The sequence below is a fragment of the Allobosea sp. TAB14 genome (assembly GCF_052113865.1).
GTDB classification, from domain to species: domain Bacteria; phylum Pseudomonadota; class Alphaproteobacteria; order Rhizobiales; family Beijerinckiaceae; genus Allobosea; species Allobosea spartocytisi.
Genome location: NZ_JBFRDQ010000086.1, coordinates 1 through 15,750 on the forward strand (window position 1 = coordinate 1; position 15,750 = coordinate 15,750).

The window sequence follows — 15,750 nt, forward strand, 5'->3', positions numbered from 1 at the left end:
CCATAGCTCTTCACCAGCGAGCCGGCGACCAACCCCCAGCCGTCGACCAGCACGAAGAAGATCAGCTTGAACGGCAGCGCCACCGTCACCGGCGGCAGCATCATCATGCCCACCGACATCAGGATCGAGGCGACCACGAGGTCGATGATCAGGAAGGGCACGAACAGCAGGAAGCCGATCTCGAAAGCCCGCCTGAGCTCCGAGATCATGAAGGYCGGCACCAGCACCTCGATGCCGATATCCTGCGGCGTCTGGGGGCGCGCGCCCTGCGACATGTCGAGGAAGAGCTGCAGATCCTTCTCGCGCACATGCTTCAGCATGAAGGTCCTGAAGGGCACGACGCCGCGATTATAGGCTTCCTGCGGCTGGATCTGCCCGGCGATGAGCGGCTGCACGGCGGTCGTGTAGGCTTCCCGCAGGGTCGGCGCCATCACGAAACCGGTCAGGAACAGCGCCAGCCCGATGATCACCGTATTGGGCGGCGCCGTCTGCGTGCCCAGCGCCGAGCGCAGCAGCGACAGCACCACGACAATGCGCGTGAACGACGTCACCATGACCAGGATGGACGGCGCCAGCGACAGCACCGTGATGACGGCAATGAGCTGGAGCGCCCGCTCCGCCACGCCGCCGCCCTGCCCGAGATCGAGCGACAGCGTCTGCGGCATTGCCGGCGTCGCGACGAGGCCGAGCAGCAGCACCGCTGCCGTCAGGGATCGGCACAGGCGCCGCCGTCTTGCCGTGGCGAGGTAGGGTATCACGCGCGACCGTCGCTGCCGCCCGACTCAGACGATCGGGCGAGACGAAGCTAGCGGGCGGGCATCGGCAAGCAACCGCAGCGGACCGGCCCGCCGCAGGATCGGCGACATTCCTGTTGATGGCGGCGGCCGGGCTGTGCCGGCGCGCCGCGCCGCTCAGGATTTCGCCTTGGGATCGCGGCCGAGCAGCCGGGCGAACTCGGCCTCGATCGCATCGACCGAGAACGGATCGATCTCCTTCGCCGGCTCCGGCTCCTTGGCTGCCTCGGCCGGCTTCTGCGGCTCGGGGGCCTCGGCCTGTTTGGGCTGGGCAGGCTCCGCAACGGTCACGGACGGTTCCGGCTCCACCGGTCCAACGACCGGCGCGGGCTTCTCGCTGGCAGGCTTCTCGCTGGCGGTTTTTTCAGCGGCAGGTTTTTCAGCGGCAAGGCTCGCTTGCGGCGGCTTCGGCTCGGCGTGCGCCGGCGGCACGCGCGCCGGCTTCAATCCGAGAGCCGCCTCGAGCTCGGCTTCCATGCTCGTCGCCACCGAAGCCGGGGTCGACGGCGCTGCGGGAGCATCCGGAGCCGGTTGAGCTTTCGCCGGCTCGGCCGGCTTGACCCGGTCCGCAGGCGCGAAGGGACCGGCCGGCTTGGGCGGCTCCATGGTCCTGGGCGGCTCGACCGGCTTGAACGGCGAAGCGATCGGCTCCCGGCTCGTTGCCGGAGCGACCGGCGCAGGAGCGACGGGCTTGGGCGGCGCCACGACCGCCTCTACCTGCGGCTCGGGCGGCAGATTCGCGGGCCGCACGGCCGAGAACGGACGCTTCAGCGCCGCCTCGAGCTGCTTCGTCATGTCGTCGAGCTCGTCAGCGCTCACGGCGGGCGCCGGCGCATGCTCGCGCGGGAAGCTCGGAGCCGGGCCGGTCGTCATCGGGGGCATGGGAGTCGGCACCGGCGGAACCGGAGCGGGCGCAACCGGCGCGGGCGCAGCGGCAGTGCCGACCTCCTCGAGGCCGAGCGCGGCTGCAACGCCCGCGCTCGCGGCGGTGGCAGCCTCGGCATGCGTGTGCGAATGGCGGGTGGGCAACGGGGGCAGGACGTCGGGGCTGGCGGAAACCGCAGCACCGCGACGAATCTCGTCACCGGCCCGTAGCGCAGGCTCGCTCGGCGGCACCAGCGTCTCGAAGGGCGGCAGCGGCCTGTCGGGCGCCGCGCCCTCGCTATAGGAGGGAGCCGTGGCGCGCGCGCCGCTGCGCAGGATATTGGTCTCGACGACGACGTCGGAGGCCCCGCCGAGCATGATGAGATGCTCGACATTGTCGCGGCGGATCAGCACGAGCTGGCGCTGCCGGTCGAGATCATAGGTATCGACGATGCCCAGCCGTGGCTGGCGCTGCCGACCGCCGGCCTGCCCGCGCATCCTGAGGCGCCCACCCTGTATCTGCCGAACGAACAGGCCGAGCAGGGCAAGAAGTACCAGGATGACCACGGAGGCGACGATCACCTTCTGTGCGGTCGTGAGTTCCAATCCGAACAAGCTCTGCAAGGTCTGCCTCTTCCGCGACGGCCGCCCTGGGCGGCAGAAGTTCCGCTCAAGGTTCAACACCTTGGCTATAGCATAACGCTTTCCTTAACGGGAAACATGGTGAACGCGTGGTTAACCGGTTATCCGAAAGGCGATGCGTTTAACGCCTTCTTAACCATGAGCCCGGCAAGATTTGCCCAGTGAGGCGGCCATGCGGGCCCGCCCCTGCGAGGCGGCAGCCATGGCGAATGACGGCTTGAACATCGGCGGCGGCCTCATGCAGGCCCTCAAGCTGCGCATGCACTACCAGCAGTCGCGGCAAAAGGTGCTGTCCGAGAACGTCGCCAATGCCGACAGCCCGGGCTTCCGCCCCGTCGACCTGAAGCCGCCGGGCTTCGACCGGGGCGGCGTGGCGCTCGCCCGCACCAGCGCCGGACATATGAGCCTGACCGGCGGCAAGGGTGGCTTCGACAGCACCGGCGCGCCGCGCTTCGAGACGACCCCGAACGGCAACGCCGTCAACCTCGAGGACGAGATGATGAAGGTCGCCCAGAACCAGTCCGACTACCAGCTCGCCGCCTCGCTCTACAGCAAGGGCCTCGGCCTGATGAAGATCGCGATCGGCAAGGGCCGCTGAAGCAGCGATCGCGGAGGGAGCATCTCATGGAACTGATGAAGAGCCTCGCCATCGCCGCCTCCGGCCTGCGCAGCCAGTCGGGGCGCATGCGCGTCATCGCCGAGAACATCGCCAACGCCGATTCCGGGCCGGAGCGCGCCGGCGCCGACCCCTATCGCCGCAAGGTGCCGAGCTTCCAGCGCCATTTCGACCGCGAGCTCGATGCCCAGACGGTCGCGCTCGGCCGCGTCCAGCGCGACCCCAGCGCCTTCCGCGTCAAGCACGAGCCCGGCAACCCGGCCGCCGACGCCAGCGGCAACGTGCAGATGCCGAACGTCAATTCGCTGGTCGAGATGGTCGACATGCGCGAGGCCCAGCGCAGCTACGAGGCCAACCTGAACCTGATCTCCTCCACCCGGCGGATGATCCAGCGCACCATCGACATCCTGCGCGCCTGAACAGCGCGCCTCCAGAAGGAGACTGAACCGCCATGGCTACACCGGGCTTCGCTGCAGGCGCCTATGCCTCTATCGGGGGATTGGGCGCCGGCAATCTGATGAAGAAACCCGCCGCCGGCATCGGCGGCGCGGAAGCGGGCGGCCCGGACTTCTCCGCGCTGCTCGGCAAGGCGCTCGACTCCACGGCCGAGGCCGGCCGCAAGGCCGACGTCCAGACGGCGAGCGTCGCCGCCGGCCGTGCCGACGTGGTCGATGTCGTCACGGCGGTGGCCGAAAGCGAGACCGCGATCGAGACGCTGGTGGCGGTGCGCGACCGCGTCATCGCGGCCTATGAAGACATCATGCGGATGCCGGTCTGACGGCGGGGACGGATCGAAACCATGACTTCCGGAGCCATCCTCGACATCGCCCGCGACGGCATCGTCGTCTTCCTCAAGGTCGGCGGCCCGCTGATGGCGGTCGCGCTGCTCGTCGGCCTCGTCGTCTCGCTGGTGCAGGCGCTGACCCAGATCCAGGAGCAGACGCTGGTCTTCGTCCCGAAGATTCTCGCCGTCTTCGCTTCGCTGCTCCTGCTTCTTCCGTTCATGGGAGACGCGCTGGCAGGTTATATGGGACGGGTCGCCGTCCGAATCGCCACGGGCGGATGAACCTGCCGCGGCTGCGCCCCGCCCTCGCCGGTGGTGCCGTCCCGCGGCGTCCATTCCGGCGCGAGGATGACCGCGGCACGATGCAGATCGCGATCCTGCCCCAGATCGGCGCGCTGTTCGTGCTCGTCTTCGCGCGGGTCGGCACGCTGGTCATGCTCATGCCCGGCATCGGCGAGCGCTTCATCTTCTCGCGCGCCCGGCTCTCGCTCGCCTTCTTCATCGCGCTGATGATCCTGCCGATGGCGCGTCCCTCGCTGCAGATCCCGGAGACCCTCCCCGCCCTGGCCACGCTGCTGATCGGCGAATTGCTGATCGGGCTTGTCATCGGCGTCTGCGCCAGGCTGGTGATGGCGGCGCTCCAGACGGCCGGCACCATCGTCGCCCAGTCCATGGGCCTGGGCTTCGCCATGACGGTCGACCCCACCGGCGGCAACCAGAACCCCTCGATCGGCAACTTCCTGACGATGCTCGGCATCACGCTGATCCTCACCAGCGACCTGCACCACATCGCCATCGCCGCGATCCACGAGAGCTACCGCCTGCTGCCGCCCGGCGGTGCGCCGGATCTGACGGACGTGATGACGCTCGCCGTGCGCTCCACGGCGCAGGGCTTCGCGCTGGCGGTGCAGATCGCGGCGCCCTTCATCGTCTTCGGCCTGCTCTTCAACCTCGGGCTGGGCGTGCTGGCGCGGATGATGCCACAGCTCCAGGTCTTCTTCCTCGCCGTGCCGGCCTCAATCTTCGGCGGCATGCTGATGCTGCTCGTCGTCCTCGGCGTGATGATGAGCGTCTTCATGAACGGGCTCGGCGTCTTCCTGCGCCAGTTCACCGGGGGCTAGCGCGGGATGGCGGACGACTCCGACAAGGAAGACAGGACAGAGGACCCGACCCAGCGAAAGCTGGACGAAGCCACGGAGAAAGGCGACGTCCCCAAATCGCAGGAGATCGGTACCTTCTTCGTGCTCTGCGGCTTCACGCTGTCGCTGCTGGTCGCTGCCGGCTGGTCGGCACGCGACGCCATGCTCTCGCTGCGCGGCTTCCTGATGAACGCCCATCAGGTTCCGCCCGACGGCGCCGCCTTCATGCAGGTGACGCGGCAAGGCGTGMTGACSGGCTTCATGGCGCTCGGCCTGCCCTTCGCCTTCATCCTCTGCGCSGGSCTKGCCGGYGCGYTSATCCAGCACAAGCYGCTCTGGACCTTCGAGCCGCTGATGCCGAAATTCGACCGCATCTCGCCGATGGCYGGSSYCAAGCGGMTSTTYGGCAAGGARGCCTGGGTCAACTTCGCCAAGGGCCTCGCCAAGACGACGCTGATCGGCATCGTGATCTGGTACACGCTCTGGAACCAGCACGACCGGCTGGAAGCTTTCGCCGAGATGAACGTGTCCGCGCTGATGCCGGCGGCGCTTTCGCTGGCGATCCAGCTCATGGGCGCTGTGCTGGCGCTTTTCGCCGTCATCGCCATCGGCGACTTCGTCTGGCAGCGCTTTTCCTGGTACCAGCGCCAGAAGATGACGAAGGAGGAGCTCAAGCAGGAGTTCAAGAACTCCGAGGGCAATCCCGAGATCAAGGCCAAGCTGCGCCAGATCCGCAGCCAGCGCGTGCGCAAGCGCATGATGGCGGCCGTGCCCAAGGCGACGGTCATCATCACCAACCCGACCCACTTCGCGGTGGCGCTGCAATACGAGCCCGGCATGGCCGCGCCGCTCTGCCTCGCCAAGGGCGTCGATGCCGTCGCGCTCAAGATCCGCGAGGTCGCGGGCGAGCACCACGTCCCGATCGTCGAGAATCCGCCGCTCGCCCGCGCACTCCATGCGACGGTCGGCATCGACGAAGAAATTCCTGTCGAACACTATCAGGCTGTCGCCGAAGTCATCGGTTACGTCTTGCGCCTGAAGGGCCGCCGCGCCTAACTCGACAGCGGATGCGAATGAACCTAAGCCGCCAGTCTTCTCCCCGCCGGACGGGCACGGCAGCAAGGAAACGGACTTGACCGCAATGAGCGGAAGCACGGCCACCAGCGCGATCGATCGCTCCGACAAGCCGGGCCATATCGGCGTCATCCTGCTYGTCGCCGGCCTGCTCGTYGGMGCSGCGATCGCGCTCGGCTTCATCGCCAAYGAATGGGCSCAGCCGCTRATCCTCGGCCTGCTCGCCATCCTCTCCGTCGTCGGCGTCTTCGGCCTCTTCGCCTATGCGATCGGCCTGATCCAGTTCTCCGGCCGCGCCGCGCGCAACGACCTCACCAAGACCATCGTCGACGGCGCCGATGACGGCATCGTCGTCACCGAGGGCGAGAACGACATCGTCTATGCCAACGAGGCCTATCTCGGCCTCGCGGGCGCAACCGGCGCCAACGATCTGAAGCCGGTCGGCCGGCTGCTCACCGGCCGCGCCGACGTCTCCGAAGCGATCTACCGGCTCGCCACCGCCGCGCGCGAGAATCGCCGCCTCGTCGAGGAGGTCCGGCTGGAACCCGCGCTCAACGGGCGCGGCGAGGTCGGCTGGTATCGCGTCCGCGTCGCGCCGGTGCGCCGCGAGACCTCGACCGCGACGCTCTGGACCGTCTCCGACGTCACCCCCGAGCGCGAGCGGCAGGAGAACGCCTTCCAGGAGCTCCAGCACGCCATCGACTATCTCGACCATGCGCCCGCCGGTTTCGTCTCGATCGACGCCGATGGCGAGGTCTCCTATCTCAACGCGACGCTGTCAGGCTGGCTCGATTTCGACCTCGCCCGCTTCGGCTCGGGCGGCCTGCATCTCGACGATATCTGCACGCCGGCCGCCGCCGCCCTCATTCAGGCGATCCGCGGCCAGCCCGGCGATGTCCGGGTCGAGATGCTCGATCTCGACCTCAAGCGCCGCAACGGCTCTCCCCTGCCGGTGCGCCTGCACCATCAGGTCGCCTTCGGTCAGGACGGACGCGCCGGCCCCTCGCGCACCCTGGTCCTCAACCGCGCCGCCGGCGAGGCCGGTGCCGATAGCCGCAGCGATGCCGAGGTCCGCTTCGCGCGCTTCTTCCACTCGACGCCGATGGCGATCGCCACCGTCGACAAGGCCGGCGCGATTCTGCGCTCCAACGCCGCCTTCGCCCGGCTGGTCCCGGCCGGCGTACAGGTCGTGACGATCCAGGATCTCGCCGCACCGGGCTCCGGCCTGGACAAGGCGATGATCGAGACGATGGAGGGCGTTTCGGGGGCAAGCCCGCTCGACGTGACGCTCTCGGGCGAGGATGGCCGCTCGGCGAGGCTCTATCTCTCGCCCGTCGCCGCCTCCGAGGACGGCGATGGCGAGCGCGCCATCGTCTACGCGCTGGAGACCACCGCCGAGCGCAAGCTGCGCGACAACATGGACCAGGCCGGCAAGATGCAGGCCGTCGGCCAGCTGGCCGGCGGCATCGCGCACGACTTCAACAACGTGCTGCAGGTCATCATCAACGCCTCCGAGTTCCTGCTCGCCAGCCACCGGCCGACCGACCCGTCCTTCCCGGACATCATGCAGATCAAGCAGAACGCCTACCGCGCCGCGGCGCTGGTGCGGCAGCTGCTCGCTTTCTCGCGCCGCCAGACCCTGCGTCCGCAGGTGCTGGAGCTCGGAGAAGTGCTCTCGGATCTCTCGCTGATGCTGAAGCGGGTCGTCGCCGACAAGGTCACGCTCGACGTCCGTCAGGGCCGCGATCTCTGGYCGGTCAAGGCCGATCTCGGYCAGCTCGARCAGGTYATCGTCAACCTTGCCGTCAATGCCCGCGACGCCATGCCCGATGGCGGCAAGCTGACCGTGCGCACCCGCAACGTCGCCCGCGAGGATTGCGTGAGCTTCGCCCACGAAGCGCTGCCGATCGACGATTACGTGCTGCTCGAGGTCGAGGACAGCGGCACCGGCATCCCGCAGGAGCATCTCGACAAGATCTTCGAGCCCTTCTTCACCACCAAGGAGGTCGGCAAGGGCACGGGCTTGGGCCTCTCCATGGTCTACGGCATCGTCAAGCAGACCGGCGGCTACGTCTTCGTCGACTCCACCGTCGGCAAGGGCACGGCCTTCCAGATCTTCCTGCCGCGCCATGTCCCGAGCGAGGAGGAGATCGCCGCCGAAGCCGCCGCCAAGGAGGCACCGAAGAAGCTCGCCGCCGACCACACCGGTGCCGGCGTCATCCTGTTGGTCGAGGACGAGGACGCGGTGCGTGCGCTCAACGCCCGCATGCTGGTCTCGCGCGGCTATACCGTCCACGAGGCCGCCTCGGGCGTCGAGGCGCTCGACATCTTCCTGCAGAAGGACGGCAACATCGACCTCGTCGTTTCCGACGTCGTCATGCCCGAGATGGACGGCCCGACCCTGCTCGGCGAATTGCGCCAGCGCAATCCGAACACCAAGGTCGTCTTCGTCTCCGGCTATGCCGAGGAAGCTTTCCGCAAGAACCTGCCCGAGGGTGAAAGCTTCCACTTCCTGCCCAAGCCCTTCACCATGAAGCAGCTCGTCGAGACGGTGAAAGCGGCGATGGGCTGATCGGGCCCAACGGCGGCGCGGGCCAATCCTGCTTCACCCAGTGGATTTTATGCTCCGATCAGACGGCGTGGCTCGTCTTAAACCCACAGTCGGCACGGAGCATCGTTTCGATGGTGCCTAGCCCGTCAGGGACGGGCGCCCGGGGGCAGCGGCGGCTCCGCATTGAGCAGCGTGATCGTCACCCGTCGGTTCGGCGGGATGTAGGGATTCTCGACGAAAAGCGGCTCGGTGTCGGCGCGTCCCACCACGGACGTGAAGCGGTTGCTGGGAAGCCCGGCACCCGACAGGATCTCACGCACGGCGAGCGCGCGCCCGGCGGTGAGGCTCCAGGAATCGACGGCCGGCACCGCGCCCGGGCTCGCGGCGGCCGTGTGGCCGGCGACAGACAATTGGTTGGGCATCCGGCGCAGGGTGGGCGCGAGCGCCWCCAGCACGMGACGGGTGYGCTSGTRGGGCTGGACCGAGCCCTCGGGGAACATGGCGCGGCCGTTCTCATCCACGAGGGAAACGTTCAGCCCCTCCTTGGTCGGCTCGATCACGATGTTGCGCGACAGCTCGGCAATTTCGGGCATGCTCTGGATCGCCTGCCGGAGGCTGGCGATGGCGCTGTAATTGGCTTGCACGCCGGCGGACGGGCGGTTCGTCTCGCGGTCGCTGGCGTGGCCCGAGTTGGTCGGACGCGCTTTGTCGTCCTGCCCGGTCGTGCCCCTCGCGGCGTCGCGGGGCACCGACGACCTGTTGCCGGCCTTGTCCAGGGCACTGCCCATCAGGACGCTGCCAGCGCCACTAGTTGAAAGACTCGCAGCCGCTGGCGCGAAGTATTCCGCCAGGCCGATCTTCTGCTCCTGCGTCGTCATGCTGATCAGCCACATCAGCAGGAAGAACGCCATCATGGCGGTCACGAAGTCCGCATAGGCGATCTTCCAGGCGCCGCCATGGTGCGCATGAGCGGCCTTCTTGACCTTCTTGATGATGATCGGCTGGACGGGCTTGGTCATCGAGTGCCTGCTGGAGATTGTGTCAGATCTAGGCGGGCAGGCCGGCGGTTGCCGCTTCCACTTCGCTGAAGGTCGGACGGACGTCGCTCATCAGAGCCTTGCGGGCGAATTCGACCGCCATCACCGGCGGCTGGCCGGCGATATGGGCGAGCAGACCCGCCTTGAGCGAAAGGTAGTATTTGGCTTCCGCCTCATAGATGCCCTTGAGCGACTGCGCCATGGGCCCGAAGAAGCCGTAGGCAACGAAGACGCCGAAGAAGGTGCCGACGAGCGCGCCGCCGATCAGATGTCCCAGCACCTCCGGCGGCTCGGTGATCGCCCCCATCGTCTTGATCACGCCGAGCACGGCGGCGACGATGCCGAGCGCCGGAGTTCCGTCGGCAAGCGACTGCATGGCCGCAACGACACGCTCCTGCTCCTGGTGGTGCGTCTCCAGTTCCTCGTCCATGAGAGCGTCCATCTCGTGGACGTTGTTGGCGCCCATCGTCAACATGCGCATGTAGTCGCAGACGAACTCGACCGCATGATGGTTCGCCGCAAAAGTCGGGAAGGCGTTGAACAGCGTCGATTCGCTCGGATTTTCAATGTGCTGCTCGACCGCGAGCATGCCCTTCTGCTTCAYGAGCTTGTACAATGAATACTGCATCCCCAGCAGTTCGACGTAGCATTCCTGCTTGTACTTGGCGCCCTTCATGAGCGAGCCGAGCATGGCGGGCACGGCCTTGAGCACCGGCGCGGGGTTGCCGATGACGAAGGCACCGATCGCTGCACCGAGGATGATGACAAACTCGAAGGGCTGCCAGAGGACCTCGAGGTGGCCGCCCATCGCCGCGTAGCTACCGAAGACGCAGACGAAGACGATGATTGTGCCGACGATCAGCCGCATGGTTTGCCACCCTCGCGCCGCAGCAGGTACAGCCCGCGCGAAGCCACTCACTGGTCCGAGGAAATGCCCGATCAAGGTTAAGGGCGAGTTTATGGCCAGTGGCCCGCAGGYTTGTAAGCGTCGTCCTCCGGCCACCGCTTCGAGGCTTGGGCGGCAGGAGCGAGAAGCGACCGGATCCGGGCGATCTCCCAATGTCCGGTTGCCCGCGGATCGCCCATTTGTCCCCTTGGTCAGAACGGGCTCATGACATCTCCTGTCACCATACCCCCGACGGGAACAAAAAAAGAACTTGCCGACAGGAACAAAGCGTGACCATTCTCCTGTCAAGACGCATTGAGATGTCTCTGCAGCCCTGCCATAAGGAGCCCGAACCGTGAATCAGGCAAATCTCAAGCTCGTGGAAGGCTCCTCGATGGACAAGGCCAAGGCGCTCGATGCGGCGCTCTCCCAGATCGAACGCGCCTTCGGCAAGGGCTCGATCATGAGGCTCGGCAAGAACTCGCCTTCGATCGAGATCGAGACGATCTCCACGGGTTCGCTCGGACTCGACATCGCGCTCGGCGTCGGCGGCTTGCCCAGGGGGCGCGTCATCGAGATCTACGGGCCGGAATCCTCGGGCAAGACCACGCTGGCGCTGCATACCATCGCCGAAGCCCAGAAGAAGGGCGGCGTCTGCGCCTTCGTCGATGCCGAGCATGCGCTCGACCCGGTCTATGCCCGCAAGCTCGGCGTCAATCTCGACGACCTGCTGATCTCCCAGCCCGACACCGGCGAGCAGGCGCTCGAGATCACCGATACCCTCGTGCGCTCCGGTGCCATCGACGTGCTCGTGGTCGACTCGGTCGCCGCGCTCACGCCCCGCGCCGAGATCGAGGGCGAGATGGGCGATGTCCAGCCCGGCCTGCAGGCCCGCCTGATGAGCCAGGCGCTGCGCAAGCTCACCGCGTCGATCTCGCGCTCGAACTGCATGGTGATCTTCATCAATCAGATCCGCATGAAGATCGGCGTGATGTACGGTAGCCCGGAGACCACCACCGGCGGCAACGCGCTCAAATTCTATGCCTCGGTGCGCCTCGACATCCGCCGCGTCTCGACGCTGAAGGAGCGCGACGAGGCGACCGGCAATCAGGTCCGCGTCAAGGTCGTCAAGAACAAGGTCGCGCCGCCCTTCAAGCAGGTCGAGTTCGACATCATGTTCGGCGAGGGCATCTCGAAGGTCGGCGAACTGATCGACCTCGGCGTCAAGGCCGGCATGGTCGAGAAGTCGGGCGCCTGGTTCTCCTTCGACAGCCAGCGCCTCGGCCAGGGCCGCGAGAACGCCAAGACCTTCCTGAAGGGAAATCCGGACATGGCCGCCAAGATCGAGGCCACGATCCGCCAGAATTCCGGGCTCGTCGCCGAGCGCATTCTCGATCAGGCGGACCCGACCGCGGACGATCTTGACGAAGGCGAAGCCTGAGACAACCAATGCCGTCATGCTCGGGCTTGACCCGAGCATCTCAGGCCGAATGGGGCGACCTATCCTGAGAGAGCTTCTCGAGTCTGGGCTTCGCTCCGCCCGAGAATGACGTTCCATCAAGCGGGCGGCCTTCGGGCCGCCCGTTTTCGTTTGCCGATAAGACCTTGCGCGCGGTGCGCTGCAACGAGCTTTCTGGACAGGCGCGAGCGGCCTGACTAGAACCGGTCGTTCCCGCCGGGCGCCAGCCCGGCCCTGCCCGTGTTGAAAAGCGCAAGAACCGATGAGCGGCGTCAACGATATCCGGTCGACCTTCCTCGACTACTTCAAGTCTCAGGGCCACGAGGTCGTGCCGTCGAGCCCGCTCGTGCCGCGCAACGACCCGACGCTGATGTTCRCCAATTCGGGCATGGTGCAGTTCAAGAACGTCTTCACCGGCCAGGAGAAGCGTCCTTATTCCCGCGCCACCACGGCGCAGAAATGCGTGCGCGCCGGCGGCAAGCACAACGACCTCGACAATGTCGGCTACACCGCCCGCCACCACACCTTCTTCGAGATGCTGGGGAACTTCTCCTTCGGCGACTATTTCAAGGAACAGGCGATCACCCACGCCTGGACGCTGGTCACGCGCGAGTTCGAGCTGCCCAAGGACAAGCTCCTCGTCACCGTCTATTCCGAGGACGACGAGGCGCATGCCCTCTGGAAGAAGATCGCCGGCCTGACCGACGACAAGATCATCCRTATCCCGACGTCCGCCAATTTCTGGCGCATGGGCGACACGGGCCCCTGCGGCCCCTGCTCCGAGATCTTCTATGACCATGGCGACCATATCTGGGGCGGCCCGCCCGGCTCGCCCGAGGAGGATGGCGACCGCTTCATCGAGATCTGGAACCTCGTCTTCATGCAGTACGAGGAGGCCGCGGGCGGCATCAGGACCGACCTGCCCCGCCCCTCGATCGACACCGGCATGGGGCTGGAGCGCGTCGCGGCCGTGCTCCAGGGCACGCATGACAACTACAATATCGACCTGTTCCGGGCCCTGATCGGCGCCATCGCCGACCTGACCTCGGTCCCCGCCGACGGGCCGATGAAGGCGAGCCACCGCGTCATCGCCGACCATCTGCGCTGCTCCGCCTTCCTGATCGCCGACGGCGTGCTGCCCTCCAATGAGGGCCGCGGCTATGTGCTGCGCCGGATCATGCGCCGCGGCATGCGGCACGCGCAGCTCCTCGGCGCCAAGGAGCCGCTGCTGCACAGGATCGTGCCGGTGCTGACCCGCGAGATGGGCCGGGCCTATCCCGAGCTCGTCCGCGCCGAGGCGCTGATCACCGAGACGCTGAAGCTGGAGGAAACCCGTTTCCGCACCACGCTGGCGCGCGGCCTCTCGCTGCTCGACGACGCCTCCAGGGACCTGACCGCCGGCCAGAGCCTCAAGGGCGACGTCGCGTTCACGCTCTACGACACCTATGGCTTCCCGCTCGACCTGACGCAGGACGCGCTGCGCGCCCGCGAGATCACGGTCGATGTCGAGGGCTTCGACGCCGCCATGCAGCAGCAGAAGGCCAAGGCGCGCGCCGCCTGGTCCGGCTCCGGCGAGGCCGCGACCGAGACGCTCTGGTACCCGCTGCGCGACAGGCTCGGCGCGACCGAGTTCCTCGGCTACGACACCGAGATTGCCGAGGGCGTGGTCACCGCGCTGATCCGCGACAATGCCGAGGTCCAGTCCCTCAAGGCCGGCGAGAGCGGCTTCATGCTGGTCAACCAGACGCCGTTCTACGGCGAGTCCGGCGGCCAGGTCGGCGATGCCGGCGTCGTCAAGGCGCCGGGCACGGTCGTCGAGGTCTCCGACGTCCAGAAGAAGCTCGGCGACGTCTTCGCCCATAGCGTCACGGTCAAGGAAGGCGAATTGAAGCTCGGCGCTGCCGTCGAGCTGATCGTCGATCATGAGCGCCGCACCGCGATCCGCGCCAACCATTCGGCGACGCATCTGCTGCACGAGGCGCTGCGCCTCGTCCTCGGCGACCATGTCGCGCAGAAGGGCTCGCTGGTCTCGCCCGACCGGCTGCGCTTCGACTTCTCGCATCCCAAGCCCATCAGCGCCGAGGAATTGCGCGAGGTCGAGGAGATCGCCAATGCGATCGTGCTGAAGAACGAACCGGTCACGACCCGGCTGATGAGCGTCGACGAGGCGATCGCTTCGGGCGCGCGCGCCCTCTTCGGCGAGAAATACGGCGACGAGGTCCGCGTCGTCGCGATGGGCACGAACCCGGCCGGCAAGGCCTATTCGGTCGAGCTCTGCGGCGGCACCCATGCGGCGCGCACCGGCGACATCGGCCTCGTCAGCATCGTCGGCGAAGGCGCGGTGGCGGCGGGTGTCCGCCGTCTCGAAGCCATGACCGGCAATGGCGCCCGCCTGCGCCTCAACGAAGAATCGCGCCTGCTCGATGGGCTCGCGAGCCTGCTCAAGGTCCCGGCCTCGGAGGCCGGAAACCGTCTGGCCGCGCTGATCGAGGAGCGCCGCAAGCTCGATCGTGAATTGACCGAGGCCCGCAAGAAGCTCGCCATGGGCGGCGGCGGCGCAGCCGAAGAACCGATCCAGGAAATCGCCGGCGCCAAGCTCCTGGCGCGGGCCGTCACCGGCATCGAGATGAAGGACCTCAAGAGCCTCGCCGACGAGGCCAAGGCGCGCGTCGGCTCCGGCGTCGTCGCCATCGTCGGCGTCGCCGATGACGGGAAGGCCGGCGTCGTCGTCGGCGTCACGCCCGACCTGACCGAGCGCTTCGATGCGGTCGCGCTGGTGCGCGCGGCCTCCGAGCAGCTCGGCGGCAAGGGCGGCGGCGGCCGCCGCGACATGGCCCAGGCCGGCGGACCGGACGGCAGCAAGGCGCAGGAAGCGCTCGACGCCGTCGCGGCCGCGATGGGCTGATGCAGACCCGGAAGAGCGGTGCCGCCATAGGCGCCCTCTCCCGCCGTGTCGTGCTGATCACGGCCGGCCTCTGGCCGGCCGTCGCGTCAGCTCAGAAGCAGCAAAAGCCGGCCCCGCGTCCGCCGCAGCCCGCGATCTCGGCGGCGCGCAGCATCATGGCCGGCGCCCCGCTCAGCGTCTTCCTGAGCAACGCGCCGCAGGGCGCACGCCTCGCCATCGCCCGCCCGGACGATCCGGCCGACAAGGCCATCGTCGTCCTTCAGCCGAAGACCACCGTTCCCTCCCTGCAGACGCCCGGAGCCGTCGGCGCTTACGAATTGCGGCTGACCGTCGAGAAGGACGGCGCGCCCCAAATCCTGCTGCGCCAGCCGTTCGTCACGACCGAGCCGAGCGCGACCCTGGCCGCCCCCGAGCGCGTCGGCCATAGCCAGGCGCTGCCGGTACGCGGCATCGGCCCGAACGGCGAGCAGGATCGCGTCGTGCTGGTGCAGCCCGAGGCTCCGGCCGAGGCCGATGGGCCGCGCTTCTTCCCGGCCGAGAATGTCGAGGCGACATTGGAGGCGCCGGAGCAGCCGGGCGTCTACGAATTGCGCTATCTGATGAACGCACCGATCAGCGGCCCCGTCATTCTAGCCCGCCGTCCCGTCAAGGTGGAATGAATCCCGTCTGAGACCACCCCGATGCGGTGGTTTGCGGCTCGTGCGGATCGTTCCGGGAACGCAAAGCGGCCCGGCCTCCGTTCCGCAACGGCTCACATTCTACGAGGTCTCAATACTGGCGCGTGACCTCGCGGAGCGCCATCAGCATCATCCAGACGAGRCCGGCTACGGTGATCCCGGCCGACAGATTTGTCAGCAATCCGGCGACAACGCCCATGGCAAGTGCAAAGCCTGTGTTCATGCCTTGCTTGCTAGAACTGGTCTGTGCAGCTTTTTGGGTGCCGAGCCGGCATTTCCAAGGCCATTTCGTTTCCGAATCTTGCCGCAGGCTCGCGGCTAG

Annotated in this window: 16 protein-coding genes; 11 read left to right on the forward strand and 5 right to left on the reverse strand. The window is 67.4% G+C overall.

The window, feature by feature from the left end:
• Together fliP and AB4Y99_RS14595 are read right to left on the reverse strand one after the other, a co-directional pair.
• On the reverse strand, window positions 1-758 hold a 758-nt coding region (gene fliP / locus AB4Y99_RS14590; RefSeq protein WP_441523817.1), incomplete at its 3' end, for a flagellar type III secretion system pore protein FliP.
• A gap of 153 nt (window positions 759-911) precedes the next feature.
• The gene (locus AB4Y99_RS14595; protein WP_441523818.1) at window positions 912-2,072 is read right to left on the reverse strand and encodes a hypothetical protein; all 1,161 of its coding nucleotides are present in this window, start codon (window positions 2,070-2,072) and stop codon (window positions 912-914) included.
• Between AB4Y99_RS14595 and AB4Y99_RS14600 the strand changes: the two genes are divergently transcribed.
• From AB4Y99_RS14600 to cckA, 8 genes are all read left to right on the forward strand, one after another.
• Complete coding sequence (locus AB4Y99_RS14600; RefSeq protein WP_260368366.1) at window positions 2,043-2,465, forward strand: hypothetical protein; 423 nt, start codon at window positions 2,043-2,045, stop codon at window positions 2,463-2,465. The two genes, AB4Y99_RS14595 and AB4Y99_RS14600, sit on opposite strands and share 30 nt — an antisense overlap.
• Window positions 2,466-2,502: 37 nt before the next feature.
• A complete protein-coding gene (locus AB4Y99_RS14605) occupies window positions 2,503-2,898 on the forward strand; it encodes a flagellar basal body rod protein FlgB (RefSeq protein WP_038358641.1) in 396 nt (131 codons plus the stop codon).
• Between the two features lie 26 nt (window positions 2,899-2,924).
• Entirely contained in the window at window positions 2,925-3,335 is a 411-nt protein-coding gene (gene flgC / locus AB4Y99_RS14610; protein WP_038358643.1) for a flagellar basal body rod protein FlgC, read from the forward strand.
• 32 nt (window positions 3,336-3,367) lie between these two features.
• The gene (fliE, locus tag AB4Y99_RS14615) at window positions 3,368-3,694 is read left to right on the forward strand and encodes a flagellar hook-basal body complex protein FliE (protein WP_038358645.1); all 327 of its coding nucleotides are present in this window, start codon (window positions 3,368-3,370) and stop codon (window positions 3,692-3,694) included.
• A 21-nt stretch (window positions 3,695-3,715) separates the two neighbouring features.
• Window positions 3,716-3,982 carry a flagellar biosynthesis protein FliQ gene (gene fliQ / locus AB4Y99_RS14620; protein WP_038358647.1) on the forward strand — a complete coding sequence of 89 codons (267 nt, stop codon included), beginning with the start codon at window positions 3,716-3,718 and terminating at the stop codon, window positions 3,980-3,982.
• Between the two features lie 80 nt (window positions 3,983-4,062).
• Window positions 4,063-4,821 carry a flagellar biosynthetic protein FliR gene (gene fliR, locus AB4Y99_RS14625; protein WP_038359952.1) on the forward strand — a complete coding sequence of 253 codons (759 nt, stop codon included), beginning with the start codon at window positions 4,063-4,065 and terminating at the stop codon, window positions 4,819-4,821.
• 6 nt (window positions 4,822-4,827) lie between these two features.
• Window positions 4,828-5,895, forward strand: coding sequence for a flagellar biosynthesis protein FlhB (gene flhB / locus AB4Y99_RS14630; RefSeq protein ID WP_441523819.1), 1,068 nt, complete (start codon window positions 4,828-4,830; stop codon window positions 5,893-5,895).
• Between the two features lie 85 nt (window positions 5,896-5,980).
• On the forward strand, window positions 5,981-8,485 hold the full coding sequence (cckA, locus tag AB4Y99_RS14635) for a cell cycle histidine kinase CckA (protein ID WP_441523820.1): 2,505 nt from the start codon (window positions 5,981-5,983) through the stop codon (window positions 8,483-8,485).
• Window positions 8,486-8,610: 125 nt separating this feature from the next.
• Here cckA and AB4Y99_RS14640 read toward each other — a convergent pair whose 3' ends face one another.
• Together AB4Y99_RS14640 and motA are read right to left on the reverse strand one after the other, a co-directional pair.
• Window positions 8,611-9,483 carry a flagellar motor protein MotB gene (locus tag AB4Y99_RS14640; RefSeq protein ID WP_441523821.1) on the reverse strand — a complete coding sequence of 291 codons (873 nt, stop codon included), beginning with the start codon at window positions 9,481-9,483 and terminating at the stop codon, window positions 8,611-8,613.
• A 28-nt stretch (window positions 9,484-9,511) separates the two neighbouring features.
• On the reverse strand, window positions 9,512-10,369 hold the full coding sequence (gene motA / locus AB4Y99_RS14645; RefSeq protein ID WP_441523822.1) for a flagellar motor stator protein MotA: 858 nt from the start codon (window positions 10,367-10,369) through the stop codon (window positions 9,512-9,514).
• 412 nt (window positions 10,370-10,781) lie between these two features.
• Here motA and recA point away from each other — a divergent pair, with 412 nt between their 5' ends.
• The 3 genes from recA to AB4Y99_RS14660 all read left to right on the forward strand — a co-directional run bounded on the left by recA (window position 10,782) and on the right by AB4Y99_RS14660 (window position 15,410).
• Window positions 10,782-11,828 carry a recombinase RecA gene (recA, locus tag AB4Y99_RS14650; RefSeq protein ID WP_112765288.1) on the forward strand — a complete coding sequence of 349 codons (1,047 nt, stop codon included), beginning with the start codon at window positions 10,782-10,784 and terminating at the stop codon, window positions 11,826-11,828.
• Between the two features lie 280 nt (window positions 11,829-12,108).
• Window positions 12,109-14,751 carry an alanine--tRNA ligase gene (gene alaS, locus AB4Y99_RS14655; RefSeq protein ID WP_441523823.1) on the forward strand — a complete coding sequence of 881 codons (2,643 nt, stop codon included), beginning with the start codon at window positions 12,109-12,111 and terminating at the stop codon, window positions 14,749-14,751.
• Complete coding sequence (locus AB4Y99_RS14660) at window positions 14,751-15,410, forward strand: hypothetical protein (protein ID WP_441523824.1); 660 nt, start codon at window positions 14,751-14,753, stop codon at window positions 15,408-15,410. The genes alaS and AB4Y99_RS14660 overlap by 1 nt, the downstream gene beginning before the upstream one ends.
• Before the next feature lie 109 nt (window positions 15,411-15,519).
• Here AB4Y99_RS14660 and AB4Y99_RS14665 read toward each other — a convergent pair.
• A partial coding sequence (locus tag AB4Y99_RS14665) for a hypothetical protein (protein ID WP_441523825.1) occupies window positions 15,520-15,750 on the reverse strand: 231 nt, incomplete at its 5' end.

Bases quoted from the DNA above. Each gene is read 5' to 3' on its own strand.
- AB4Y99_RS14600 (WP_260368366.1), top strand. From the start codon at position 2,043: ATGCTCGACATTGTCGCGGCGGATCAGCACGAGCTGGCGCTGCCGGTC.
- AB4Y99_RS14605 (WP_038358641.1), top strand. From the start codon at position 2,503: ATGGCGAATGACGGCTTGAACATCGGCGGCGGCCTCATGCAGGCCCTC.
- flgC (WP_038358643.1), top strand. From the start codon at position 2,925: ATGGAACTGATGAAGAGCCTCGCCATCGCCGCCTCCGGCCTGCGCAGC.
- fliE (WP_038358645.1), top strand. From the start codon at position 3,368: ATGGCTACACCGGGCTTCGCTGCAGGCGCCTATGCCTCTATCGGGGGA.
- fliQ (WP_038358647.1), top strand. From the start codon at position 3,716: ATGACTTCCGGAGCCATCCTCGACATCGCCCGCGACGGCATCGTCGTC.
- fliR (WP_038359952.1), top strand. From the start codon at position 4,063: ATGCAGATCGCGATCCTGCCCCAGATCGGCGCGCTGTTCGTGCTCGTC.
- recA (WP_112765288.1), top strand. From the start codon at position 10,782: ATGGACAAGGCCAAGGCGCTCGATGCGGCGCTCTCCCAGATCGAACGC.
- AB4Y99_RS14660 (WP_441523824.1), top strand. From the start codon at position 14,751: ATGCAGACCCGGAAGAGCGGTGCCGCCATAGGCGCCCTCTCCCGCCGT.